The organism is Psychroflexus longus, from assembly GCF_020164595.1.
Classification (GTDB): domain Bacteria; phylum Bacteroidota; class Bacteroidia; order Flavobacteriales; family Flavobacteriaceae; genus Psychroflexus; species Psychroflexus longus.
Map to the genome: position 1 here is coordinate 43,795 of NZ_JAIQZE010000003.1, position 26,342 is coordinate 70,136.

24 protein-coding genes are annotated in these 26,342 nt (G+C 35.4%); 17 read left to right on the forward strand and 7 right to left on the reverse strand.

Annotated elements, in window-relative coordinates; all coding sequences use genetic code 11:
• Nucleotides 1–36: 36 nt before the first annotated feature.
• A complete protein-coding gene (gene ligA, locus LB452_RS04090; RefSeq protein ID WP_224460455.1) occupies nucleotides 37–2,037 on the forward strand; it encodes an NAD-dependent DNA ligase LigA in 2,001 nt (666 codons plus the stop codon).
• 38 nt (nucleotides 2,038–2,075) lie between these two features.
• On the opposite strand, the gene LB452_RS04095 is transcribed toward ligA, so the two are convergent.
• Nucleotides 2,076–2,990: a bifunctional metallophosphatase/5'-nucleotidase gene (locus tag LB452_RS04095; protein ID WP_224460456.1), complete on the reverse strand. Its 915-nt coding sequence runs from the start codon at nucleotides 2,988–2,990 to the stop codon at nucleotides 2,076–2,078.
• A gap of 4 nt (nucleotides 2,991–2,994) precedes the next feature.
• A complete protein-coding gene (locus tag LB452_RS04100; RefSeq protein ID WP_224460457.1) occupies nucleotides 2,995–3,747 on the reverse strand; it encodes a 5'-nucleotidase C-terminal domain-containing protein in 753 nt (250 codons plus the stop codon).
• A gap of 153 nt (nucleotides 3,748–3,900) precedes the next feature.
• Here LB452_RS04100 and LB452_RS04105 point away from each other — a divergent pair, with 153 nt between their 5' ends.
• From LB452_RS04105 to LB452_RS04175, 15 genes are all read left to right on the forward strand, one after another.
• Nucleotides 3,901–5,904 carry a cation:proton antiporter domain-containing protein gene (locus LB452_RS04105; protein ID WP_224460458.1) on the forward strand — a complete coding sequence of 668 codons (2,004 nt, stop codon included), beginning with the start codon at nucleotides 3,901–3,903 and terminating at the stop codon, nucleotides 5,902–5,904.
• Nucleotides 5,905–5,956: 52 nt separating this feature from the next.
• Entirely contained in the window at nucleotides 5,957–7,816 is a 1,860-nt protein-coding gene (locus LB452_RS04110; RefSeq protein WP_224460459.1) for a M61 family metallopeptidase, read from the forward strand.
• Nucleotides 7,817–7,870: 54 nt separating this feature from the next.
• Nucleotides 7,871–8,368, forward strand: a complete 498-nt coding sequence (locus LB452_RS04115; protein ID WP_224460460.1) for a DUF6913 domain-containing protein — start codon at nucleotides 7,871–7,873, stop codon at nucleotides 8,366–8,368.
• Nucleotides 8,369–8,375: 7 nt separating this feature from the next.
• Nucleotides 8,376–9,254, forward strand: a complete 879-nt coding sequence (gene dapA / locus LB452_RS04120) for a 4-hydroxy-tetrahydrodipicolinate synthase (protein WP_224460461.1) — start codon at nucleotides 8,376–8,378, stop codon at nucleotides 9,252–9,254.
• A 64-nt stretch (nucleotides 9,255–9,318) separates the two neighbouring features.
• Complete coding sequence (locus LB452_RS04125) at nucleotides 9,319–10,137, forward strand: outer membrane protein assembly factor BamD (protein WP_224460462.1); 819 nt, start codon at nucleotides 9,319–9,321, stop codon at nucleotides 10,135–10,137.
• Nucleotides 10,134–10,469, forward strand: a complete 336-nt coding sequence (locus LB452_RS04130; protein ID WP_224460463.1) for a DNA-directed RNA polymerase subunit omega — start codon at nucleotides 10,134–10,136, stop codon at nucleotides 10,467–10,469. Before LB452_RS04125 ends, LB452_RS04130 begins: the two co-directional genes overlap by 4 nt.
• A gap of 12 nt (nucleotides 10,470–10,481) precedes the next feature.
• Nucleotides 10,482–11,678 carry a bifunctional phosphopantothenoylcysteine decarboxylase/phosphopantothenate--cysteine ligase CoaBC gene (coaBC, locus tag LB452_RS04135; RefSeq protein ID WP_224460464.1) on the forward strand — a complete coding sequence of 399 codons (1,197 nt, stop codon included), beginning with the start codon at nucleotides 10,482–10,484 and terminating at the stop codon, nucleotides 11,676–11,678.
• Nucleotides 11,678–12,565 carry a type IX secretion system protein PorD gene (gene porD / locus LB452_RS04140; protein WP_224460465.1) on the forward strand — a complete coding sequence of 296 codons (888 nt, stop codon included), beginning with the start codon at nucleotides 11,678–11,680 and terminating at the stop codon, nucleotides 12,563–12,565. Before coaBC ends, porD begins: the two co-directional genes overlap by 1 nt.
• 65 nt (nucleotides 12,566–12,630) lie before the next feature.
• Nucleotides 12,631–14,283, forward strand: coding sequence for a DNA repair protein RecN (gene recN / locus LB452_RS04145; protein WP_224460466.1), 1,653 nt, complete (start codon nucleotides 12,631–12,633; stop codon nucleotides 14,281–14,283).
• A gap of 33 nt (nucleotides 14,284–14,316) precedes the next feature.
• Nucleotides 14,317–15,129, forward strand: coding sequence for an enoyl-ACP reductase FabI (locus LB452_RS04150; RefSeq protein ID WP_224460467.1), 813 nt, complete (start codon nucleotides 14,317–14,319; stop codon nucleotides 15,127–15,129).
• 74 nt (nucleotides 15,130–15,203) lie between these two features.
• Nucleotides 15,204–16,208, forward strand: coding sequence for a glycosyltransferase (locus tag LB452_RS04155; RefSeq protein WP_224460468.1), 1,005 nt, complete (start codon nucleotides 15,204–15,206; stop codon nucleotides 16,206–16,208).
• On the forward strand, nucleotides 16,209–17,159 hold the full coding sequence (locus LB452_RS04160) for a YbbR-like domain-containing protein (RefSeq protein ID WP_224460469.1): 951 nt from the start codon (nucleotides 16,209–16,211) through the stop codon (nucleotides 17,157–17,159).
• Nucleotides 17,156–17,743 (forward strand): dephospho-CoA kinase, encoded by a 588-nt coding sequence (gene coaE / locus LB452_RS04165; RefSeq protein ID WP_224460470.1) that lies wholly within the window; start codon nucleotides 17,156–17,158, stop codon nucleotides 17,741–17,743. Before LB452_RS04160 ends, coaE begins: the two co-directional genes overlap by 4 nt.
• A 69-nt stretch (nucleotides 17,744–17,812) precedes the next feature.
• Entirely contained in the window at nucleotides 17,813–19,381 is a 1,569-nt protein-coding gene (locus LB452_RS04170; RefSeq protein WP_224460471.1) for a sensor histidine kinase, read from the forward strand.
• A 4-nt stretch (nucleotides 19,382–19,385) separates the two neighbouring features.
• Nucleotides 19,386–20,108, forward strand: coding sequence for a response regulator transcription factor (locus LB452_RS04175; protein WP_224460472.1), 723 nt, complete (start codon nucleotides 19,386–19,388; stop codon nucleotides 20,106–20,108).
• A 63-nt stretch (nucleotides 20,109–20,171) separates the two neighbouring features.
• Here the strand turns inward: LB452_RS04175 and miaA are convergent, their stop codons facing one another.
• The 3 genes from miaA to LB452_RS04190 are packed head-to-tail and all read right to left on the reverse strand — an operon-like array spanning nucleotide 20,172 to nucleotide 23,283.
• Nucleotides 20,172–21,077: a tRNA (adenosine(37)-N6)-dimethylallyltransferase MiaA gene (miaA, locus tag LB452_RS04180; protein WP_224460473.1), complete on the reverse strand. Its 906-nt coding sequence runs from the start codon at nucleotides 21,075–21,077 to the stop codon at nucleotides 20,172–20,174.
• Nucleotides 21,067–21,909, reverse strand: coding sequence for an ion transporter (locus LB452_RS04185; RefSeq protein WP_224460474.1), 843 nt, complete (start codon nucleotides 21,907–21,909; stop codon nucleotides 21,067–21,069). The genes miaA and LB452_RS04185 overlap by 11 nt, the downstream gene beginning before the upstream one ends.
• 6 nt (nucleotides 21,910–21,915) lie before the next feature.
• On the reverse strand, nucleotides 21,916–23,283 hold the full coding sequence (locus LB452_RS04190; protein ID WP_224460475.1) for an exonuclease domain-containing protein: 1,368 nt from the start codon (nucleotides 23,281–23,283) through the stop codon (nucleotides 21,916–21,918).
• A 338-nt stretch (nucleotides 23,284–23,621) separates the two neighbouring features.
• Between LB452_RS04190 and LB452_RS04195 the strand changes: the two genes are divergently transcribed.
• Nucleotides 23,622–24,050, forward strand: coding sequence for an Hsp20/alpha crystallin family protein (locus LB452_RS04195; RefSeq protein WP_224460476.1), 429 nt, complete (start codon nucleotides 23,622–23,624; stop codon nucleotides 24,048–24,050).
• A gap of 380 nt (nucleotides 24,051–24,430) precedes the next feature.
• On the opposite strand, the gene LB452_RS04200 is transcribed toward LB452_RS04195, so the two are convergent.
• Nucleotides 24,431–25,090, reverse strand: a complete 660-nt coding sequence (locus tag LB452_RS04200) for a YggS family pyridoxal phosphate-dependent enzyme (RefSeq protein ID WP_224460477.1) — start codon at nucleotides 25,088–25,090, stop codon at nucleotides 24,431–24,433.
• Between the two features lie 11 nt (nucleotides 25,091–25,101).
• The gene (locus tag LB452_RS04205) at nucleotides 25,102–26,340 is read right to left on the reverse strand and encodes a DUF1015 domain-containing protein (RefSeq protein WP_224460478.1); all 1,239 of its coding nucleotides are present in this window, start codon (nucleotides 26,338–26,340) and stop codon (nucleotides 25,102–25,104) included.
• Nucleotides 26,341–26,342: the final 2 nt, after the last annotated feature.

The following is a 26,342-nucleotide window of genomic DNA, read 5'->3' on the forward strand; positions in this document are numbered from 1 at the left end:
TTTTAATTTTAAGGACTATACTAATTGACAGATTTCATGGATGTAAAAGAAAAAATTGAGCAGTTGCGTACAGAGCTTCATGAGCATAATTACAAGTATTATGTCTTGGATAATCCTGAGATTTCTGACTATGATTTTGACATGAAATTAAAAGAGCTTCAAGAGTTGGAGGACGCCAATCCAGAGTTTGAAGACCTAAATTCTCCTACGATGCGCGTAGGTGGTGAGGTGACTAAAAACTTCAATACCGTTGTCCACGATTTCCCCATGTATTCACTGTCAAATTCCTACTCTAAGGAAGATCTTGAGGAGTGGGAAACTCGAATTCAAAAAATCATAGAGGAACCTGTAGAATTTGTCTGCGAACTAAAATATGACGGAGCATCCATTAGTTTAACCTATGAAGATGGTGAGTTTTTGAGAGCAGTGACCAGAGGTGACGGTACTCAAGGTGATGAAGTAACGTATAATGTCAAGACCATTAAATCGGTTCCCTTGAAACTAAAAGGTGATGATTATCCTCAACGGTTTGACATTCGTGGTGAAATTGTATTGCCCTATGAAGGTTTCGCAAAATTGAATGCTGAGCGAGTGGACCAGGGGGAAGAACCTTATGCTAATCCTAGGAATACAGCATCTGGAAGTCTGAAGCTTCAGGACAGTGCAGAGGTGGCTAAGCGTCCTTTACTGTGTTTGCTTTATAATTTGACGGGAGAAAATTTGGGTGTAACTACTCAAATGGAGAGTTTGAACAAAGCAAGAGATTGGGGATTCAATGTGCCAAAAGAAGCCAAGCTCGCTAAGTCGATTGACGAAGTGTTTAAGTACATCAATTACTGGGATGAGCACAGGCGTGATTTACCTTACGAAACAGATGGAGTCGTCATAAAAGTGAATAGTCTCCAGCATCAGGATGAATTGGGTTATACTGCGAAATCTCCGCGCTGGGCAATGGCTTATAAGTTTAAAGCCGAGCAAGTTTCCACAACTTTAAATAAAATTACTTATCAGGTTGGTAGAACAGGGGCGATAACTCCCGTTGCCAATCTGGATGCTGTTCAGCTTGCTGGAACTACAGTAAAGCGGGCTTCTTTGCATAACGCTGACCAAATTGAAAAACTCGATATAAGAGAAGGCGATGTGGTCTTTGTAGAAAAAGGAGGAGAGATCATACCCAAAATTATTGGTGTCGATTTTAAACAACGCGATCCCAACTCTGAACCGACGGAATACATTCAAGAATGTCCGGAATGTGAAACGCCGCTATTGCGCAAAGAAGGAGAAGCTCTGCATTTTTGCCCGAACACAGAAGGCTGTCCACCACAAATCATAGGACGAATTCAACATTTTATATCCAGAAAAGCCATGGATATTGAAGGGCTAGGCGGAGAAACGGTAGCCTTGCTTGTTAAAGAAAACCTGATCGAAGATTATGCCGATTTGTACACTTTGAAGAAAGAAGATGTTTTGCCGTTGGAACGTATGGCAGAAAAATCTGCTGAAAATCTAATTCAAGGGATTGAAGCGTCCAAGGACGTTCCTTTTGAGCGCGTTTTATTTGGTTTAGGCATACGTTACGTTGGTGAGACTGTTGCAAAAAAACTGGTCAAGGTTTTCAAAAGCATAGATGTGTTAGCTTCAGCAGGCTTGGAAGATTTGGTGGCTGTGGATGAAATTGGGGAGCGCATTGCTGAAAGTGTAGTCGATTTTTTCCAGAATAATGCCAATCAAGAACGTATCAACCGATTAAAGTCATACGGACTTCAGTTTGAAATTTCTGAAAAAAGAATGGAAAATCAAAGTCAAAAATTAGAAGGGCTAACTTTTGTAATCTCTGGAGTTTTTGAAAAGGTTTCCAGAAAAGAACTTCAAAACCTGATAGAAAAAAACGGAGGAAAAATTACAAGTTCTATCTCTAAAAAAACAGACTACTTAGTTGCTGGAGATAATATGGGACCCAGCAAAAGAACTAAAGCAGAAAACTTGGAAGTTAAAATTATAACTGAAGATGAGTTTTTGGGGATGATTAAAGAGTAAGCTAGTCAACTGGTAGACCGGTCAACCGGTCTACTATTTTACACTTCAATCACCAAACTTTCGTTTTTGTTAGCTCCTTTTTCGTCAAAATAAAAATCAATACGACCGACATTAATGCCAGCCCAACCTACTTGGTTTACAAGAACTTTTTTGCCTTCTAAGTTCTCAATAATGCTTGGTTTGTCTAAAAAAGTATGGGTATGTCCTCCGATAATCAGGTCGATGTCTTTGGTTTGTGTAGCTAATTTTAAGTCATCAATTTTATCAGATCTATAGCTATAGCCTAAATGCGATAAACAAATCACCAAATCGCAATTCAACTCTTCCTTCAAAATTTTACTCTGTTCATGAGCAATGTCGACAGGATTTAAATATTCAGTCTCTTTGTAAAGATCTTTCGAAACCAGTCCTTCGAGCTGAATTCCCAATCCAAAAACACCCACTTTAAGTCCGTCAACTTCATAAAGTTGATGTGGTTTTACCAAACCATCGAGGCTTGTATTTCTCAAATTATAATTAGCATTTAGCAAATCAAAATCGGCGTGCTCCAGCTGAGCAGCGATATTATCGATGCCATTGTCAAACTCATGATTTCCAATGGTTGAGGCATGATAGCCCATTTTACTCATCAGTTTATACTCCAATTCACCTCCATAAAAATTAAAATAAGGCGTGCCCTGAAAAGCATCACCAGCATCAAGAATAAGCGTGTTGGGATTCTCTGATACTACACTTTGAATATAACAATACCGTCTCGACACACCACCAAGATTAGCGTATTTGCTGTCATTGGCGGGGAAAGGATCGATGTGGCTGTGCACATCGTTGGTATGTAAAATGGTAAGTTTTTTGGAAAAGGGTTTTGGTTGAAAAGCACTTAGCATCCCAATTCCACTCACTGCTGTAAATGCCGTTGCTGCTCCGGTGGTTTTTATAAAATGTATTCTTTTCATGGCTCTAGTTTTGCAGTTGGATAAAGCGCTTATCCCTCACTGGCGCTATAGTGTCTTTCTTTTTGAAATAGTCAATAAACAAATTTCTCAGCTTGTAATCCAAAGTTTCTACGTTTTCTGCATTCAGGAAAAAATCCATGCGGTCTCCGCCTTTTATCAAGTAATCCGATGTGGCTACGTAGTATGTTTTATTTTGAATTTGCTCTCCGTTCATTTTAGCTTCAAGCAATTCACCTTCAGCATTTAAGATGACTTGAAGCCCGGCGATGGGATGAGCAGTTTTGTTTTTGGCCAGATAATTTATCAAAGCTCTAAGTTCTTCTGAAGACAAGGCTGCCACAGCCACTTCATTCTCAAAAGGCATGATATTGTAAGCAGTTCTGGTGCTGATATCACCAGCATTGATTCCCGAACGGATACCACCATAATTCAAAATAACAGCATCTATTGTATTGCCGGTCCGTTTTTCGAAAACAGGATTTGCCATTTCCATCACAGCGTCTGCCATCATGTTGCCAATTGGAGTGTTGAACTTAGCATCCGATTTGTACATCGCTTCTGGAGTGTAAGCTAAAACACCTTCCATTTCTTCAGTAATGTGTTCTCTATATGGTGTTATAAAGTCTTCCAGATCTTTATTCTTGGCAATAGAATCGGAGATTTGTACTTGTTGACCTTCAATTTTTGAAAGTGTTTTCGGATTTTCAGAACATGCCCACAAGCTGAAAGCCAAAAACAATATGCTAATTTTATTCATTTTTCAAATTTGCGGTAAATATAATTGCTTTTTCAAACTTAAAAGCTGAATAAACTCCACAAAATAATTATGTTTTGTGTATCCTTTTATTTGATTTTACAAAGTGCTTAAGGAATGTTATTTTTGTACTTTTGCAATTCTAATAAATAAGCTATGGAAATCCCTTTACTCAAAGAAATCGTTGTTGTTTTAGGCATTTCGATTGTTATTATTTTAGCTTTCCAAAAACTCAAAGTTCCTTCCATATTAGGCTTCTTATTTGCAGGTATAATTGTTGGCCCTAGTGCTTTCAATTTACTGAGCTCTTCTCATGAAGTAGAGTTACTTTCAGAAATAGGAATTATTTTTCTTCTTTTTATTATCGGAATTGAATTGTCCTTTAGTGGCTTGATGAAAATCAAGAAAACCGTTTTCATTGGTGGTGGATTACAGGTTGGTGGTACGATTTTGATTACGGCTTTAGTGGCCATGGCTCTAGGAGTAGAAATCAATACGGCTGTATTTCTTGGTTTTCTAATTTCTTTGAGTAGTACGGCTATTGTCCTTAAAATGCTTCAGGAAAAAGGAGAAATCAAGTCACCTCACGGTAAAGTTGCGCTTGGTATCTTGATTTTTCAAGACATTATTGTTGTACCGATGATGCTGTTAACGCCAATTTTAGCTGGGAAATCTGATAATATCGGAGAAACACTCCTTATTTTATTAGCTAAATTGATAGGTGTTGGTATCGTGGTTTTTGTGCTTCAGAAATACATTGTTCCTTACATTTTCAAGTTAGTGGTTAAGTCTAAAAATAGAGAGCTATTTATTTTAACAACGATTGTTTTCTGTTTTTCTGTAGCCTGGTTGACCTCTTCAGTAGGTTTATCTCTTGCTTTAGGTGCTTTCTTTGCGGGTTTGATTATTTCAGAGTCGGAATATAGCCATCAGGCCACGGCTAATGTTTTACCCTTCAGGGAAATTTTTATCAGTTTCTTTTTTATATCGGTAGGTTCTCTGCTTGATCTTAAATTTTTCATCAATAATGTAGTTTACATTCTCCTATTCGTTATTGCTGTATTGGTTATCAAGATGCTTATCGTTGGTCTTGTTGCGTTGGTCTTAAAAAACCAACCCAGAACAGCGTTTATGTCTGCATTTAGTATTTTCCAAGTTGGTGAATTTTCTTTGTTGCTTTCTACCGTTGGCTTACAAAACGATTTGCTTCCAGACGGATTGTACCAATATTTCCTTGCAGTCTCGATTTTAACGATGGCCCTTACGCCTTTTGTCTTGCAAAAGTCACACAATATGTCCAGCTTTATGCTGAAAGCGACTATTCCTAAGCGCGTGAGGAAACGCATGAATAAGCGAAAAATTGACAATAGTAGTCAGGAAGTAGACCAGGATCACGACTGGAAAGATCATGTCGTGATTGTGGGGTATGGTATCAATGGTAAGAATATTTCCAGAGTGACTTCTCATATAGACATTCCTTACGTCATTTTGGATATGGACTATGAAGCTATTAAGGAAGCTAAGCAGAAAAATCAACCTATCGTTTTCGGAGATGCTTCCGATCCGGAGATACTGAAACACATCAATATACAAAAAGCGAGAGTAGTGGTAATTGCCATTTCAGATCCTAACGCCACCAAAAAGATTATTTCTTCGGTAAGATTGTTTTCTCAAACGGTTTATATCATTGTCAGAACTCGATACGTCAAGGAAATTGAAGAAAACATGAAGGTTGGAGCTGATGAAGTGATTCCTGAAGAATTCGAGACTTCCATTGAAATCTTTACCCGAGTATTGAGACAATATATGGTCACTCAAGGCGATATCGAAAACATTGTGACCAACATCAGATCCTCGGACTATGAAATGTTGACAAGCATAAAACCAACCTCTACCAATGCTGTGTTCCAACAATTGAATATTCCAGACAAAGAAGTGGCGACTCTACACGTTCAGCACGGAAATAATAATATTGCGGGAAGTTCTATTCAAACTTCAGGTATTGGAAAAAATTATAATGTCACTGTTTTAGCTATTAAACGTGGAAGAAAATATATTTCAGATATCCAACCTGATACTAAAATTGAAATTGACGATTTAGTGTATATTTTCGGAGCTTCAAAAGATATCAATGCACTCAATAAAGTGATAAAATTTTAATGCTTTCGCGTAACAAAATTTGAAAAAAGAGTCCGACAATAAATTAAAAAAAATGAAAAAAATAATTTTAGCCATAGCAGTAGTATTAAGCGTGGTAAGTTGTAAAACTGTTACTCAGCCAGAAAATGACCTTATAGTAGTAGACGTTTTCCTTCATAATGTCGAAAACGATAAAGTAAAAGTAACTGTGAATCCAGGACGGATTTCTTCAGACTCGCTTAAGTTTTACTTGCCAAAAACAGTTCCTGGTACTTATGCGATCAATAATTACGGTCAGTTCTCTGAAGATCTTGTTGCTTTGGATTATGATGGTGAAGCTATGGAGGCTACTCGCAACGATGACAATACCTGGGTAATTTCTAATTCTTCGAACTTTGATAAATTGACCTATTACGTTAACGATACTTATGATATTGAAGGTGAAGGCGGTGTGTTTTCACCAGCAGGAACCAATTTTGAAGCGGGTGATAATTTTATGCTGAATCTGCATGCTATGGTTGGATATTTTGAAGATGCTAAAGAAACACCTTATAAAATTAATATCCATAGACCTTCAAACCTGGCAGCTTCTGCATCTTTGCCAATCACCAATCAAACTGAACAAGAGGATTATGTGATAGATGAATTTTCTACAGAACGTTACTTTGGTGTGATTGATCACCCAATTTTATATTCTGAACCGGACACTACGAGCTTTGATATTGAAGGCATGAAAGTGTCGTTGAGTATTCATTCTCCGAACGGCGTTCACTCTACAGAAGACTTAAAACCTGCTTTAGAAAAAATGGTTCAGGCTCAAAAATCTTTTTTAGGTGAAATTGATAACACCAATGTGTATGCGATTTTACTTTACTTGTCGGATATGGAAAATCCTGATGCACGCGGTTTTGGAGCTTTAGAACATCACACGTCTACAAGTGTGGTTTTGCCAGAAACCATGACACTGCAACAGCTGGAAGAGTCGATGACTGATGTAGTTTCTCACGAGTTTTTCCATATCATCACACCATTGAATATCCAATCAAAAGAAGTGCATTATTTTGATTATAACGATCCTGAAATGTCTCAGCACTTGTGGATGTATGAAGGGGTTACCGAATATTTTGCTAACTTATTTCAAATCAATCAAGTCCTGATTTCAGAAGAAGAATTTTATCAACGTATGAATGAGAAGATCGAGACTTCAATGGCGTTTGACGATACGATGTCGTTTACTGTGATGAGTGAAAACATCCTTGAAGATGATTATAAAGACAGTTATTACAATGTATACCAAAAAGGCGCGCTCATAGGAATGGCTCTAGACATCAGACTGAGAGAATTGAGTGACGGCGAAATGGGAATCTTGGACTTGATGAAACAATTAATTTCCAAATACGGAAAAGACACTCCATTTCAGGATGATAAATTGATTTCTGAAATTGTTGATATGACTTATCCTGAAATCCAAAGCTTTTTTGATAAACATGTTTCAGGAAACACGCCAATACCATACGATGAGTATTTCGCCAAAGTAGGTGTTGAAAAAACTCAAAGCTTGTCCAAAACTGGCTACTTCTTAAATGGAAGAACTCCATTTATTGATGCCAACCAAGATGAGGGAACAGTATTCTTCAGAGAAAGTTATCCAATGAATTCTTTTTTTAAGGATTTAGGTGTAGAAGGTGGCGATGTAATCAAATCCATTAATGGGACTGAATACACTTTAGAAAATATAAGACCACTTATCATGACATCCATGGGATGGCAGGAAGGCGAAGACTTCAAAATCACAATAGTAAGAGATGGAGAAGAAATGACATTTGAAGGAAAAACTTCTCAACCTTACATCGAGAAAACAAGCTTACAGTCTATGGAGTTGGATGCTGAAGATCCAAAATTCAAATTAAGACAAGCTTGGCTAAAAGGCTAAGTTTTTCTTTATGATAATTTGTACAAAAACTTATATTTGATCTAAAACCTAAAGGTGCTGACATCTATTCAAAATTTTTTTCTTAACAAAAAGCTGGAGACTATAAAACCTTCAAAACTCGATAATTTTGGAGGATCAAAAATTGGTATTTTATTCAATGATGATGTTTCAGATAGATATCAATTACAGCAATTAATAGAGAAGAATTTTGATGTAGACCCTTCAGAAATTAATTTTCTAGGATTTAGCAGGCATCGGTATGACAGAGTTGAAAAACCAGATTTTGTTTTTATTCAAAAAGATTTTTCTCTTTTCGGACAACCCAACTCTGAAGTAATTACCGATTTTATAAGTCAGAAGTATAAATTGTTATTCAATTTTTTTGGAAGCGATGAACTCTGTTTAGAGATCATTGCACAACTTACAGAAGCCAAACTAAAAGTAGGTTTAAATGAATCCAACGAAAAAATAAGTGATCTTTTACTTGCCGTAGATTCCAAAAACCTCGATTTTTTTAAAGAAAGTTCAAAATACATTAAGCAAATAATATAGAAAACAGATGAAAGAATTCATGGGAACAGGTGTTGCTCTTATAACACCTTTTACTGGAGAGAATGAAGTTGATGAAAATGCACTAAGACGTTTGGTTCAATTTCAAATTAAAAATGGAGTAGATTATATAGTAGTTATGGGTACTACTGCAGAAAATGCAACTCTTTCTAAATTTGAAAAAGAACTCGTAAAAACTATAATTAAAAAAGAAAACAATGGGCGGTTGCCGCTTGTTTTAGGAGTGGGAGGTAACAATACCTCTCAAGTTGTAAAAGATCTGTCTACAGAAAACCTTGACGGTTTTGATGCAATTCTATCCGTTTCTCCTTATTACAATAAACCCACACAGGAAGGAATTTATCAGCACTTCGCTTCAATTTCTAAAGCATCACCACTCCCTGTTATTCTTTATAATGTTCCTGGAAGAACAGGGTCTAATATGTTACCGCTTACGGTTACCCGGTTAGCGAACGAGTTTGATAATATAGTAGGTATAAAAGAAGCAGCTGGAGATATTGTCCAGGCTATGGAGATGATCCGAGATACACCTACAGACTTTCTTGTGATTTCTGGAGATGATATGATTGCTTTGCCAATGGTTCTCGCAGGTGGTGCTGGTGTAATCTCAGTGATGGCTCAAGGTTTTCCTTCTGAATTTACTAAGATGATGAATTTTGGTTTACAGAAAAAAGTAAAAGAAGCTTACCAGATTCAGTTTCAGTTGATGGACGGCATCGATCTTATTTTTAAAGAAGGTAATCCAGCCGGAATTAAATCTGTATTGGAGCTTAAAAAGTTAACTGAAAGTGATGTCAGGTTACCTTTGATAAAAGCAACTTCAGAATTAAAATCTGCTTTAAGTGTTTTTATAAATCAATTGAAATAAGCTGAAAAAGCTTGCGTTTTTATTATCGAAGATTTATCCCTAATTTTGCACGATATTTAAGTTTATGAAGCGTTTAATTATTTTACTCATAATAGCTATCGGTTTTACTTCTTGTAGTGAATACCAGAAGGTCTTAAAAGAAAAAGAGATTCTCCCTAAATATGAGCTTTCCAATGAGTTTTATGAAAAGGGAATTGAGACTGGTAAAAACAAATATTTCAGAAAAGCTATTCGATTATTTGATCAAATTTTACCTCAGTATAAGGGTAAGCCATCTGGGGAAAAGGTGAGTTATATGAACGCTAATGCACATTATTTAGTTGGAGATTACTTTTTATCAGGTTATCTTTTCGAACGTTTTTCAAAATCATACCCCAATAGTGAGAAAGTAGAAGAGGCTTTTTTCAAAAGTGCAAAAAGTTACTACGAAGTTTCCCCTATTTATAGCAAAGATCAAGAAGACACACGAACAGCGATATCCAAACTTCAATTTTATATCAATACGTATCCCGACGGAGAACACTTTGTGTCAGCTAATGAAATGATACAGGAATTAAGTATCAAAATAGAAAAGAAATTTTACGAAATAGCAAAACAATATCACCACACAGAAAGATATAAAGCTGCTATTCAATCTTTTGATAATTTCATACTTAAATTTCCAGGATCTAAGTATAGAGAAAAGGCTTTTTTCTACAAATTTGAATCCGCTTACATTTTAGCCATAAATAGTATTTCATCGCTTGTGCCAGAACGTTTGGCAGAAGCAAAGATTTATTATGAAGATTACATCAAATATTTTAGTGGTACTGAATTATCAGAGCAAGCTAAAATATATGCAACAGACATAGAAGAACGAACAAATACCTTAACAGAATTATGAATTCAAATATCAAACACACCAACGCTCCATTAAGCACAACTACTATTAATAAAAATAAAGTAGATTCTGCAACGGGGAACATTTACGAGGCCATTTCAATTATTTCTAAGCGTTCCAATCAGATCAATGTTGAGATGAAAAAGGAGCTTTTGGAGAAATTGGATGAATTTGCAACTTACAATGAAAATCTTGATGAGGTTTTTGAAAATAAGGAGCAGATTGAAGTTTCTAAATATTACGAAAGACTACCTAAGCCACACTCTATTGCAATGGACGAATGGCTAGATGACAAAATTTACTATAGAAACACCAAAGAAAATACTGAAGAATAAAAGGTATTATCGATGAGTATTTTAAGCGGCAAGCATATCCTACTAGGAATTACGGGTGGCATTGCCGCTTATAAATCTGCATTCCTAGTAAGACTTCTCAAAAAAGCTGGAGCAGATGTCAAAGTTGTGATGACGCCAGAGTCGGAACAATTTGTAACACCACTTACCCTTTCAACACTTTCCGAAAATCCTGTGGTCTCTTCATTTACAGACGAGGAGAAAAATTGGAACAACCACGTAGATCTAGGATTATGGGCTGACCTAATGTTAATAGCGCCTGCAACAGCCAACACCTTGTCCAAGATGGCAACTGGAAGTGCTAATAATATATTACTAACAACTTATTTATCAGCGAAATGTCCAGTCTATTTTGCCCCTGCTATGGATCTTGACATGTATAAACATGAATCTTCCAAAGCAAGTATTGACAGACTTATAAGTTTTGGAAATAAGTTTATAAAACCTGAATCTGGACAGCTAGCAAGTGGGCTTGTTGGTGAAGGAAGAATGGCAGAGCCAGAAAATATTGTAAGTTTTTTGGAAAAAGACATTCTATCACTACTCCCACTTTACGGCAAAACAGTTACCATTACAGCAGGCCCTACATATGAAGCTATTGACCCAGTTCGTTTTATCGGTAACCATTCCAGCGGAAAAATGGGTTTCGAGCTTGCACATCAAGCTTTAAAACTTGGAGCTGAGGTGAATTTAATTTCAGGACCGACACATTTGAGTTTAAATCACAGCAACCTGAATAGAATTGATGTTGTGAGTGCTCAAGAAATGTATGAGGCTGCAACATCTCTTTTCGAGAAATCAGATATTGTCATTGCTTCAGCTGCTGTGTCGGATTATAAGCCAAAAAAACAATTTGATAAAAAACTTAAGAAGACTGAAAATGCGATGCAAATCGATTTGGAGCCTACTCCAGATATCCTGAAGTCTTTAGGTGATAACAAAACACACCAGATTTTAGTTGGTTTTGCCTTAGAAACCGATGATGAGGAGAATAATGCGAAAGCTAAACTAAACAAGAAAAATTTAGACTTCATCGTTTTAAATTCTTTAAATGACAAGGGAGCAGGTTTTAAGAAAAACACCAATAAAATCAAGATTATAACAAAATCAGAAATAATTCGTTTTGAAACCAAGCCTAAATCTGAAGTTGCTTCAGATATCATGAATTTCATTCTTAAAATTGTCGATTGATGAATTTTAAATGTGTATTGATTGCGATTTTTTTTCCTTTTGTAGCTTTTTCTCAAGTTATTGAAGCCGAAGTTTTTCTGGATGCGCAACAAACAGGTAGGAATCAACTGTCAATTTTTTCAACTTTAGAAAGAGATCTTTCTGAATTCATCAATAACACTCAATGGACCGATTCCAACTTAAAACCTCACCAAAAAATTAAGTGCAGTTTTAATGTTATAATACAGGCTTACGATTCCGACAATTTTCAGGCGACTCTTCAAGTGCAATCATCGCGACCTGTCTTTGGATCTTCGATGAATTCAATTTTACTGAACATCAAAGACAATGATTTTAATTTCACCTATAAAGAGTTTGAACCTCTTAATTACGATCCAAACGTATTCAACAATAATCTAATTTCCACTATTAGTTTTTACATATACACTATTTTGGGATATGATGCAGACTCATTTGTGGAGGACGGAGGAACCGTATTTTATGAAGAAGCTAGGAAAATTGTAAACGCAGCTGGACAAAGAGGTGGTAATGGCTGGGCAGACTCTGGAGCTTCTCAAAGTAGGTTTGGGATTAATAGAGATTTGCTCTCAGGTAATTTTTCCAATTTTAGAAAAGCATTATACATCTACCACAGAAAAGGTTTGGATGTGATGCATCAAGATTTAGAAAGCGGGAAAGAAAATATCCTGACTGCTATAAATTTGATTTCTGAAAATTCTAAAAGCAGACCTAATGCTGCTTTGTTCAGGATTTTCTTTGATGCAAAATCTGATGAAATAATGCAAATATTGAGTGGCGGACCAGAAATGAATATCGGTTCTACTGTAAGTACCTTAAATCAAATCGCTCCGGTTCATAATCGAAAATGGCGTATGATAGCCAACTAATTATAGTGTAGATCTCACAATATTTAGTAGATTAGCTTACAATTTAATTTCTAAAATCTTTATTTGTGCTAAGAGTTCTTGGGATCAAAAATTTTGCTCTTATTGAAGACATAAGTCTTGAATTTACCGATAATTTTTCAATTATAACTGGTGAAACAGGTGCAGGTAAATCTATCATTCTTGGAGCACTTTCTCTATTACTTGGTAAGCGGGCAGACTTAAATTCTATTAGGAATTCTGAAAAAAAATGTGTCATTGAAGGTCAGTTTTCCATTGGTGCTTTCAATTTAAAATCTCTGTTTGATCATTTAGATTTGGATTATGAAGAAGAGACAATCGTCAGGCGAGAAATATTACCTTCAGGAAAATCTAGAGCTTTTGTAAACGATACCCCTGTGAAGCTTTCTAATCTAAGCGAACTTGGTATTCATCTTATAGATATCCATTCTCAGCATGAAACGCTATCGATAGGAAATCAGGATTATCAATACGATGTTTTAGATACTGTAGCTCAAAATTCAGAACTCAAGCAGCTGTATAAAGAAAATTACAAGCTTCTCAATAAATTAAAAAAGGAATTTGATGAGCTAAAAGCCAATCAAATTAAAGCTGATGAAGCTTACGATTATAATCTTTTTTTGCTTTCAGAACTAACTGATGCGAACCTTAAACCAGGACTTCAGGAAGAATTGGAATCTACACAAAGCAAGCTGAGTCATGTAGAAGAGCTTCAGGAAAAATTAGGACAATCGTATCAACAACTAGACGACGAATCTGTTGGGGTCGTGGCACAATTGAGAGAAGTAAATTTGCAACTTCGTAAAGCCTCACAGTTGGATCCAAGCCTTGAAGAGCTTTATCAAAGAGTTGAAAGTATTTTAATTGAGGCTGAAGATATAAGCTATGAAACTCATAATCAATTGGAATCTTTAGATGCAGATCCTAAAGCTCTTGAGGAAGTAAATGAAAAACTTCAACAAATTTATACTTTACTGAAAAAGCATCATGTTTCAGATATTCAGGCTTTAATTGATGTAAGGGAAGATCTTGATCTACAGGTTTCCGTAAAAGAAAACGCTGAAAAGGAACTTCAAGAAGCTGAATCAAAAATCAACAAGCAAGAAGAAAAGCTTACGAAGCTAGCTAAAGAACTCTTTGAAAGCCGATCAAAAACTACCAAAACGATAACTGAAGTGGTGGAGGAGATGTTGAGTGAATTAGGAATTCCTGACGCAAGACTTGTCATAAAAGGAACTTTACACACTGCATTCACTCCGAAGGGCGCTGATAATTTTGAGTGGTTATTTTCAGCCAATAAGGGAAGTGAGCCACAAGATATTAAGCGTGTCGCTTCTGGAGGTGAAATGTCAAGAATTACTTTGGCAATCAAAAGTCTTCTAGCTCAATTTGATAATCTACCGAGTATAGTGTTTGATGAAATAGATACAGGAGTTTCAGGTGATGTAGCTACCAAAATGGGAGTGATTATGAAAAAAATGTCTACATCCCTTCAGGTGATTTCTATCACTCACCTACCACAAATTGCTGGTATGGGTCAACAGCATTTCAAAGTGTATAAAACTGTTCAAAACGAAAGAACACAAACCAATATTCAAATTTTAAAACATCAAGAAAGAATTGTTGAACTTGCCGAAATGCTTGGAGGAGATAAAACTTCTGAATCTGCATTGGCACATGCTCAATCTTTGTTAAAATGATTAACTTTACAGCACTAAATTAAAAATCAGACTATGTCATATAATTTACTAAAAGGAAAGCGAGGGATAATTTTTGGAGCCTTAGATGAAAATTCTATTGCCTGGAAAACAGCCGAACGCGCTCATGAAGAAGGAGCTGAATTTGTTCTAACCAATGCTCCTGTAGCTTTGAGAATGGGAACTATTAATACGCTTGCCGAAAAAACAAATTCTGAAGTTATACCAGCTGATGCTACAAAAGTTGAAGACCTTGAGAATCTGATTGAAAAATCACAAGAAATTCTAGGAGGCAAATTGGACTTTGTTTTGCATTCTATTGGAATGTCCATTAACGTTAGAAAGGGCAAGCACTACACTGATCAAAATTATGACTGGACTCACAAAGGTTTGGATGTGTCTGCAATGTCTTTCCACAAACTGATGCAGACTCTGTATAAGAAAGATGCTATGAACGAGTGGGGAAGTATTGTCGCTCTTACCTATATGGCAGCTCAACGTGTTTTTCCAGATTATAATGATATGGCCGACAATAAGGCTTATTTGGAATCTGTAGCCAGAAGTTTTGGTTACTTTTTTGGAAAAGACAAAAAAGTAAGAGTGAATACGATTTCACAATCTCCAACTCCTACTTCTGCTGGGCAAGGTGTGAAAGGGTTTACAGGATTTATGAACTATGCAGAAAGGATGTCTCCACTTGGTAATGCAACAGCATTGGAGTGCGCAGACTATACTTTGACTTTATTTTCTGACCTTACCAAAAAAGTTACCCTTCAAAATTTATTTCACGATGGAGGATTCTCAAATATGGGTGTAAGTCAGGAAATTATGGAAGAAATGGAAGAATAAAATTAGATAGATATTTTTCACTATCAATCCCGAAGCAAAGCTTCGGGATTTTTTATTTGTAATATCTTTACAGCATGGTAGAGCTTCATTTTTCATTTATTATTCCTGTATACAACCGGCCTCAAGAAATCAAAGAATTACTGGAAAGTCTCACTTTGCTCGATAGAAGTTTTGAAGTTGTAATTGTAGAAGACGGTTCTCAAGACACTTGTGAAGAGGTAGTTGACGATTTCACTGGAAAACTAAATATTTCTTATTACTATAAAGAAAATTCTGGACCTGGTGATTCAAGAAATTTTGGAATGGACAAAGCCAAAGGAAATTATTTTATTATTTTGGACAGTGATGTTATAGTTCCTGAAAAGTATTTAAAAACGATATCCAAAGCTTTATCTGAAAACTATCTAGACTGTTATGGAAGTGGAGATAAGGCTTTAGAGTCTTTTAGTTCAATTCAAAAAGCTATAGATTATACGATGACTTCTGTAATTACAACCGGAGGGATAAGAGGAGGTAAGCAGTCTAAAATTTCCAGATCATACGAACCAAGAAGTTTCAATATGGGAATTTCCAAAGCGGCTTTTCTTGATTCTGGAGGTTTTGGTCGAATTCATCCTGGTGAAGACCCGGATTTATCAATTCGGCTAAGAAAGTTAAAATTCAAAGTTGGATACATACATGGCGCACATGTGTACCATAAAAGAAGGACAGATTTTAAAAAATTTTCGCAGCAAGTTTATAAGTTTGGTTTAGCTCGACCAATTTTAATATCACGTTATCCAGAATCTTCAAAGTTGACCTATTGGTTTCCGTTTGTTTACAGTATAGGATTATTAATAGGCTTGGTCTTGCTTTTATTTAAGCTTGATTTTATATTTTATTTTTATGCGCTTTATAATTTCTTGATATTCGTCGATAGTCTTGTAGACTACAAGAATTTAAAAATTGCTTTATTCACAGTAATTTCAACAAATATTCAATTTATGAGTTATGGTGCTGGATTTATTTTGAGTTACTTTAAAATATGTATATTAAAGCAAATTCCTGAAAAAACATTTCCAAAACTATTTTTTAGATAAATGAGTAAATATAAACAGTTTGATAATCTCAAGACCAACCTCAAAAAGAAAAACTATAAAGCTTTTTTCTTTTTCATAGGATTTACTTTACTTATCTGGATTTTTGTTCAAATGTCGAAAACCTATAATCACGAGGTGAAATTGTCCTTTCAGCTTAAAGAAGTTCCTCAGCATATAGTTATCGAAGACAAATCTCAGGATATTTCAGTAGAAGTCAATCATACAGGTTTTAAGATCTTATTTATTAATCTTTTCAACTCGACCCTATCCTTAAATTTTGATGAACTGGACTCTATTGGTAATGCTTATACATTCAATCTAAAACAGAATAAATCCAAAATAGAAAAGCCATTAAGGGTTTCATCCGGTGAATTAGAAATCCTTCAGGACAGCCTTCATTTTACTTTTTTTAAGTTGACCACAAAAAAATTAAAAATAAAACCAAACTTTCAAGTTAGCTTCAGCAAGGGATACGATTCAATTAAAAATTTCAGCTTCGATCCAAGTCATATTGAAGTTTCTGGAAACGTCTCCATTTTGAAAAAGCTTGAATTTATCTCAACTGAGAGGAAGAATCTAAAAGATATTTCAGATACTTTATACGGGACTGTTAATATTCAAAAAATCGATAGTGTTTCGATTAATTATCTGGTCGAAACCGTTAAGTATACTTTGCCTGTTGCCAAATTTACAGAAGGTAATTTCGAAATTCCTATTGATGTAGAAAACAATGCGAGCAATGAAGAGTTCGTGATTTTTCCTAAAACCGCTACAGTGAATTTCAAGACCAGTTTATCAAACTATGAGAAAATAGATGAATCTGGCTTTAAGGTAGTCGCTAAATATGAGCCAGATGAAGATTTTATGATCTTAGAACTCGTAAAGCAGCCGAAATTTGTCAAGAACGTTTCTCTCGAAAATTATAAAGTCGATTATTTAATTAAACGATGATAAAAATTGGACTCACTGGAGGAATTGGAAGCGGCAAAACTACAGTTGCGCAAATGTTTAAGGACAAAAATGTTCCCGTCTTTACAGCCGATATTGAAGCTAAAAAAATACTTGATCGGCCCGAAGTTTCTTCGGAAGTTTCACGGGTTTTTGGTGTTAAGTTGAATTCTGAAAACCTGATTAACAAAACTGAACTTGCCAAAATAGTTTTCAATGATGGTAAAGCTTTGGAAAGACTGAATTCCATAATTCATCCTAAAGTTCATACGTATTTTGAAAGATGGCTATCCAAGCAAAAAGCTTTATATATTATCTATGAAGCTGCAATTATATTTGAAAAGAATAGAGCTTCAGACTTTGACTACACAATTCTTGTAACTGCACCCGAAGATCTAAGAATTAAACGTGTGATGGAAAGAGATGATATAACGAGTGCCGATGTAGAATCAAGAATGAAAGCTCAATGGCCAGAGTCTAAAAAGAAAGAATTAGCAGATTTTATTATAGAAAATATTAATTTAAAAGAAACTCAACAACAGGTTAATAAACTTCATGAAAAGTTTCTAAGCTTTTCAGATAAATAAAGGCATTGTCTTGTTAACTTTCGGTTAAACACCGAGAAAGCATTTTGTTAAAACTGTAATTTTGGCAAAATGAATAAACGTATATTTACATTCATAATTGTACTCATGAGTGTCTCTTTAATAGGGATCATCTTTGTTCAAGGCTACTGGATTAAAAACACAGTAGAGAGTAACGAAGAGCAGTTCTCCATGGGGGCTAAACAGATTCTTATCAACGTTGTTCAGCAATTAGAAAAAGAAGAGATCGACAAATATTATTTCAAATTTGCTTCCATAGCAGATTCTGAAACTCCTGTAAGAGCTCAGCTTAGTGAAATTTTTCAAATGTTGCCAGATGATGGGATCTCCACAGAGTATTTCATGTATTCAAATCGTTTATTCCAAGAAGATTATAAAGTAGCATCTCCATTTCTTGCGGAAAACCAAGATTCTATAGAATTCAAAAAGTTTATCAACCGTAAAGTAACGGCTGTAATGAGAAGAGATGGAATCGATGGTGTTTCACAAAACGCCATGGAGCGTTATGAACGCATCAATAATCTGGAAGAAGAGCAAAAATATTTGTGGCTAGATGCTATCAAAGAAATGGCGTCAAAAATTCCAATACATAAGCGCGTAGATACCTTGGAAATCAAGAAATTGATTGAAGAGCAAATGGATAAGCGAAATCTGAAATCTGATTATGACTTTGGCATTTACAGCAATGCTTTATCTACAAAGGTGAGAACATCAAGTTTTGAATTGAATTCACCATCGACTTATGGTATCCCTGTTTATAGTTACAATGACGAATTTTCAGATTATCAACTATTCATTAATTTCAAAGATAAGAATCAGCAGATTTTATCATCAATTGCATTGATGGGTGGGCTTTCAGTATTGTTTACTTTGGTGATAGTTTTAGCGTTTTCTTCAGCAATTGGTCAATTGATAAGACAAAGACAGATATCTCAGATCAAAACAGATTTTATCAATAACATGACTCACGAATTTAAAACACCCATAGCTACGATAAATCTTGCATTAGATTCTGTAAAAAACCCAATGATTTCAAAAAATCCTGAAGCTGTTGATCGATATATGAATATGATTCGGGAAGAAAATAAGAGGATGCACGCTCAGGTCGAAAATGTGTTGAGAATTTCTAAGCTCGAAAAAAATGAGCTGGACATTGATAAAGAAAAATTGAATCTTCATGAAATTATTGAAGATGCTATTAGTCACATCAACTTGATTGTGGAAGATAGAGGCGGTGTTATTAAAACAGACCTCAGAGCAAAGAGGGATACTATACTGGCAAATGACTCACATTTTTCCAATGTGATCGTGAATATTTTGGATAACGCTGTAAAATATTCAACAGATGCCCCTGTTATTAACGTAGAGACAGAGAATGTAAATAATTATGTTGTTCTGATTGTCACCGACCATGGAAATGGAATGTCAAAACAAGTACAGAAAAAAGTATTCGATAAATTTTACAGAGAACATACAGGTGATGTTCATAATGTAAAGGGTCATGGTTTAGGCCTCTCTTACGTTAAAAGAATAGTAGACGATCACCACGGTGACATCTCTGTGAAAAGCGAAAAAGGAAAAGGAAGTTCATTTATAATTAAATTACCATTAATATCATAAATATATGGAAACTGAAAACAAAAAGATTTTATTAGTAGAAGACGATCCGAATTTTGGAATCGTACTTAAGGACTATTTGTCCATGAATGAATACGACGTTACCCACGCTAAAAACGGTATGGAAGGCTTCGAAAAATTCAAGAAAGGAAATTATGACTTATGTATTTTGGACGTCATGATGCCTTACAAAGATGGTTTTACCCTAGCAAAGGAAATAAGAGCCAAAAACGAAGACATACCTATTATCTTCCTTACTGCTAAAGCAATGAAGGATGATGTGTTGAAAGGATACAAGGTTGGAGCTGATGATTACCTCAATAAACCATTTGATAGCGAAGTACTATTGATGAAAATAAAGGCCATCATGCAACGCAAAAATTCAGATACACTTGCAGACAGCAAGCAATTTGAATTTAGCGTAGGTAACTTTCACCTTAATTCTAAGTTGAGATTCTTAACATTTAAAGATGAGGAGCCTATAAAGCTATCTCCAAAAGAGAACGAATTATTGCGCTTACTTGCTCTATATGAAAATGATCTGATGCCAAGAGAATTGGCATTGACCAAAATTTGGAGAGATGACAATTACTTTACGTCAAGAAGTATGGACGTATATATCGCCAAATTGAGGAAATATCTGAAAAAAGATGATTCTGTGGAAATTTTAAATATTCACGGTGAAGGATTCCGTTTGGTAGTAAAAGGCTCGGACGGAAGAGGTGCTTAACAAGCTCACTTTTTTCAGTTCCAAAGTGATAAAAAGTCTAATCGTTTAGAACGATTAGACTTTTTATGTTTTAATATGGGCGATAATATCTTCGAAATGTGTCTCGTAATAAAACCACTTTATCTCCGAATCTTTTTTGAACCATGTTAGCTGCCTTTTAGCAAATCTTCTTGTATTTTTTTTTATTTCTGAAATGGCTTCTGCTAAGCTTAATTCACCATCGAAGTAACTGAACAATTCTTTATAACCTACAGTTTGTAAAGCATTGAGATGTCTATATGGATATAGTTTTTTTGCTTCTTCTACCAAACCTTTCTCTATCATCAAGTTTACTCGTTGTTCAATTCTGTCGTAAATGACTTCTCTAGGGGCGTCTAAACCAATCTTTATCACATCAAATTTTCGCTGTTTTTTAGTTTGATTTTGATAAAAAGTGAAAGACTTACCCGAGGCTTCTATAACCTCCAAAGCCCTCGTCAATCGTCGAGGATTGGAAACTTCAATAGAATCATAAGTTTCAGGATCTTTTTCTAGAAGTAAAGCTTGTAATTTTTTGATACCATCATTTTTCAAAATCCTAATGTACTTCTGTCTTATTTCTGAAGGAATTTCTGGAAAGGAATCCAATCCTTCAGTTATTGCTTTTTGATAAAGTCCACTCCCACCAACAAGTATTGCATTGGAGTTTAATTTGAATATTTCGCCCAAAACTTTAATAGCATCTTCTTCAAACCTACCAACGTTATATTCTTCTTCAATCGAAATGTGTTGAATAAAATGATGATTGGCCTGAGAAAGTTCATTTTCAGAAGGGACTGCTGTTCCAATGTTCATTTCTTTGTAAAACTGCCTTGAATCTGCTGAAATAATTTCAGTAGAAAAATAGTTGGCAAGCTTAAGGCTCAAAGAAGTTTTACCAATTGCTGTTGGACCAACAATACATATGAGACTTGTACGGTTAGTCTTCATTTTCGACTGTTTTGGATTCTTCTTTGTTTTTTGGTTTATTGAGATTGTATCCGCAGTTGTGACAAAATTCAGCTTTATCACTATGTTCTTTCTCACCGCAATTATAGCATACCTGAGTGTTTCTAGTGATATTTTCTTTAGTCATTTCAGCAGTGACAATACCAGTTGGAACAGCAATGACACCGTAACCCAAAAGCATAATGATAGTAGCTATAAATTGACCTAAGGGAGTGACTGGATGAATATCCCCAAACCCTACTGTGGTAAGCGTCACAATCGTCCAATAGATTCCTCTAGGTATTGAGGTAAACCCGTGTTCTGGACCTTCAACAAGGTACATAATAGTACCAGCAATAAAGGAAACGATGATAACGCTGTAAAGAAAGATGAAAATTTTTGGTAAACTCTTTTTCAAAGCAACGCTTACTCTAGACCCCGCACCAGTAAATCTCACCAACTTCAAAACTCTGAAAACTCTCAATAAACGTAGAGCTCTTAATGACAAAAGTGCACCAGAGCTGGCGAAAATTAGTGAAATGTAAAGTGGAATCGTAGAAAGAAAATCTACAATGCCATAAAAGCTAAAAATATATTTTTTTGGCTTTTTTATGCTTATAACTCTTAATATGTATTCAACTGTGAAAAATATGGTGATGATCCATTCAAAAACTAAGAATAATGAGTGATACTCCGCGCTTATGTAATCTACAGAGTCAAGAATGACCAGCACTAAACTTATTAAAATAATGATAAGTAGAGCGACATCAAAAGCTTTTCCTGCTTTGGTATCCGCTTCATAAATCACCTCATGAACTTTTTCTTTCCAAGTCATATAAGGTTATTTATAATTGATGATTTTCATTGTTTTATGAGTTTTTCTCAAGTAACTCTGTATGATGTGTTGCGTATCCCTATCATTTTCCATAGGATTGATAACATTTTTTAATATTGAAATCTTTTCAACCTGAAAGTTGAGTTCCGTATAGCCAGCACCGGCAAGTTCACCATTTTCTATTAAAACCACACTTTTCTCTCCAGGATGTCGCCCTCTGTCTTGTATAATCATGTTTTTGTTTTGATAATCATAAAAGTCGATGAGTTGCTTCACGCGCTTATTGTAGATTTCGGGAGTTTCTTCTCCAATACAGGCTCCATCACATTGCTTGATGGTGTAATTGAAGCACGCACCTTTGGTCTTATGCAATCCCGTCAGTTTTTGACAAAGTGCGTAAGTTTCCAAGGCTCTTTCCATAAAAGCTTTGCCTTGCTGAAAATTTGTAAAACTTGTAATATAACTTTCCTTAGGATTCAGTTTGGTTACGCAAAGGTTGATGTAGCCGTTATGGTCTGTAAATGCATAGAGACCGTGAGAAAATAAATCTTTCTTGAGTGCCGAATTGAATTTTGGTTTCAGTTTTTTGATAGATTGATTCTCTTTGAGCAAAGCTAAAAGTTCGTTTCCTGTTTTCTCAAAATCGATGGAAGTAACGTGTTCTTGAATTTCTTTAGATTTTGGAGCATCGCTCGTAAAATGCTGGTTAGCCCGCTTTTTGATGTCATTGCTTTTTCCTACGTAAATAATTTCGCCCTGATTATCAGAAAAATAATATACCCCAACTGCATTTGGTAAATCCTCAATCAAACGAATCAACTTTTGGTCAACACTGCTTATAGAATTGAGCTTCAGGTTCGAACTTATGATTTCTTTATCTGTATCTTTTTCAAGTAAAAGTTTAAATAACTTCACTGTAGCCAAAGCATCACCATTGGCGCGGTGGCGGTCTGTGATAGGAATACCAAGTTTTTTCACCAGTTTTCCTAAACTATAAGACTCAAATCCAGGTAGAAGTTTTTTAGATAATTTGACGGTGCATAAAGTTTTTCGCTCAAAATTGTAGCCTAATCTGTCAAATTCCAATCTCAACATTCTGTAGTCAAATTTGGCATTGTGGGCAACAATAATGCAGCCTTCCGTGATTTCAATAATCCGTTTTGCTACTTCATAGAACTTCGGCGCGTGGTGCAGCATTTCATTGTTGATGCCCGTCAACCCTACTACAAAAGACTGAATTTTCCTCTCAGGATTCACCAAGGAGATGAACTGGTCCACAACCTCGTGCCCATCAAATTTGTAAATAGCAATTTCCGTGATTCCCTCTTCGTTATATTTTCCTCCTGTGGATTCTATGTCTAGTATGGCGTACAATCTATGCGCGTAAATTATCTTAAGTGAGCCACAAAAATAAAGATATAAATCTGTTTCAAAGCCATCTAAGAGAAAGTTTAAGCATTACATCACATCGGTTTTTATTTGTTGATACTGAATTTAATTCTGCTAGATTTTTATTTACATGACAAAATGACATTTAAAATTCATATAAAGCCGACAGTTTGGCGTATAATTCACTAAAAATCTTTCAACCTTTTCATTTTAAGCTTAGAACACATCTGAAACATCCACTTTTTCTGTCAAAAACTAATTTGGTATTTATTTTGAAATAACCATAAGTAAAAATTAATATTAACCTTTAAAACCTTATAATTATGATACCAACACGTTATGCAAATCAGGAAGTAAGTCTGCTAGATAGACTATTTAACAACGACATGTTCAACAGAGATTTCTCTGAAACTAACACAACTTTGCCTTCTGTCAACATCAAGGAAAACGAAGACAAATTCAGTGTAGAAATGGCAGTACCAGGCTTCAATAAAAACGATTTCAATATCGAATTGAATAATAACGACCTCACCATTTCTTCAGAACGTAAGGAAGAAAACGAACACACAGAAGGTGAGCGTTATACTAGAAAGGAGTTTAGTTATCAGTCCTTTAGAAGATCGTTTACGTTGCCAAACACAGTAGATGGCGAAAAAATATCTGCTGAATATAAAAATGGAGTTCTGCACGTGGATATTCCGAAACGTGAAGAAGCGAAACCAAGACCACCAAAACAAATAGCGATTAAGTAATGCTTTTAGAATAATTAGAATTAGCCAAATTTTAAAGACCCTGAACTTGTTTCAGGGTCTTTTTTTTACGATCTACTTGTCATGCTGAATTTGCAAAGCGGAATGAAGTATCTAAAAACAGCTAGCAGATAAATTAGTTGACCTAACTTAAAATTTTGATTCACAAGACCTCACAGGTTTTCAAAACCTGTGAGGTCTATTTATAAGATGAGGACTAAACGTATCAGAATCATAGTTAGATTCTACTTTAAACTAATTTCCGTGTCCTCTGTGACTTTGAGGTGAATAGCAAAAGTAGCCTCATTTTAAAAAGGGCAGCGCCCTGTAATCTTAGTAACGCACAAATAATAGCATGACATAAAGGGGCATAGCCCTGACATCTAATGCCTTGCCCCAAAAATTGAACTACCAATTCTTACCATAGTCGTGCCATGCTGCATAGCAATTTTATAATCGCCGCTCATACCCATAGACAGAATACTAAAATCGGGATAAGTTTTTGAAGTTTCTTCGTAAAGATCTTGTAGGACTTGAAATTCTCTATGGATTTGGTCTTCATCGTCTGTAAAAGTAGCCATTGCCATTAAGCCTTTCAGTTTTACATTTTTCAATTCTGAAAGTTTTTCATCTTTCAAAAATGCTCTTAATTCATCTGGGGACATCCCGTATTTAGAATCTTCTTCAGCAATTTTTACCTGCAATAAACAATTGATGACGCGATCGTTTTCTTTACCTCGTTTGTTGATTTCTTTTAGTAGTTTCAGTTTATGAACAGCATGAATCAAGTCCACATAAGGCGCCATATACTTCACTTTGTTGGTTTGTACGTGACCTACCATATGCCATTGAATGTCCTTGGGTAAAGATTCCCATTTATCGGTCATTTCCTGGACTTTGTTTTCTCCAAAAATACGCTGACCTGCTTCGTAAGCTTGCATCAGGTCTTCGTTGGGCTTAGTTTTGGACACGGCAACCAAGTCGATGTTTTCACCAAGCTCATCTTTGAATGATTTGATATGTTCTTTAATAGTTCCTTCCATGTAGTCTTGTTTTAAAATTCGTAAATTGTAATCCCACTCCTTAATCTTGGTTCAATAAACGTCGTTTTCGGTGGCATTTTCATGCCTTCATCGGCAATTGTTTTCATCTCGTCAATTTTAGCAGGATACATCCCAAAACCAACTTCAAACTCTCCATTATCTATCATACCTTTAATATATGCCATGTCCTTCTGGCCTTGACTGTACTCTAACCTGGCATTATTTCTCAGATCATCAATTCCAAGAATAGGTTCTAAAATAGTGTTATACAGAATCTGAGCATCAAGCTTGGATAAGGCATCATGAAAATCATAATTTCTGAATCTCAAGTTTAATTCATAAAAATCACCATCCAAATACATGCTAAAATGATGAGGTTTGGAAGGCTTGTAGTAATTCTGCTTTAAATTTTCAATTTTGAATTGCTCATCGAGTTTAATCAAAAACTCATCTTTGCTCAACCCATTCAGATCTTTTACTAACCTGTTGAATTCGTGGATTCTGAGATGACTTTCAGGAATAAAAAACCCCATAAAATAGTTGTAAGCTTCATGGCCTTGGTGAGCCTCATTTTCAGCTTGAAGTTTTTTCTTAAGATCGATATGTGATAAACTTCTGTGATGACCATCGGCGATGTAAATATGTTCCATAGCCTTAAATTCAGCTTCAATTTGTTTCTGAAAGTCTAGGTTCCCAATCACCCAAAAGTGATGTGTTTCTCTGGAAGTGGTCGTAAATTCGTATTCTGGACGCTCCTGCATCAGTTGTTGAGAAATGCTTTCCAAGATAGCATTGTCAGGATACGTAAGAAGAACCGGATCGGCATTAAACCTTACGGTTTTTAAATATTCAGAAAAAATATCCACCTTTTTCTTAAGCGTATCTTCATGCTTGCGGATGATGTTATTCTCATAATCTTCGGTACTCGCCGCGCCTACAAATCCTACAAATTGAATTGAATTGCGGTAAATAATTTTATGTAAATAGTAGCATGGTTTATCATCCTGCTGAAAGCTTCCATCTTCTTTAAACTCTTCAAACCTGTTTTTGACCAGTCCAAATCGCTCCTTCCCGGAAATTTCTTTGTTGTATTTGTACCCAGGATTAACGATATGCAAAAATGAAAACGGATTGTTATCCAATCGCGCTTCTATCTGTGCTTTGGTGTAGGTATCATAGGGTTTAGATGCAATTAGACCTACTTTATCGCGAGTAGGTCTAGTTGCTCTAAAAGGTTTTACTGTAGGCATGT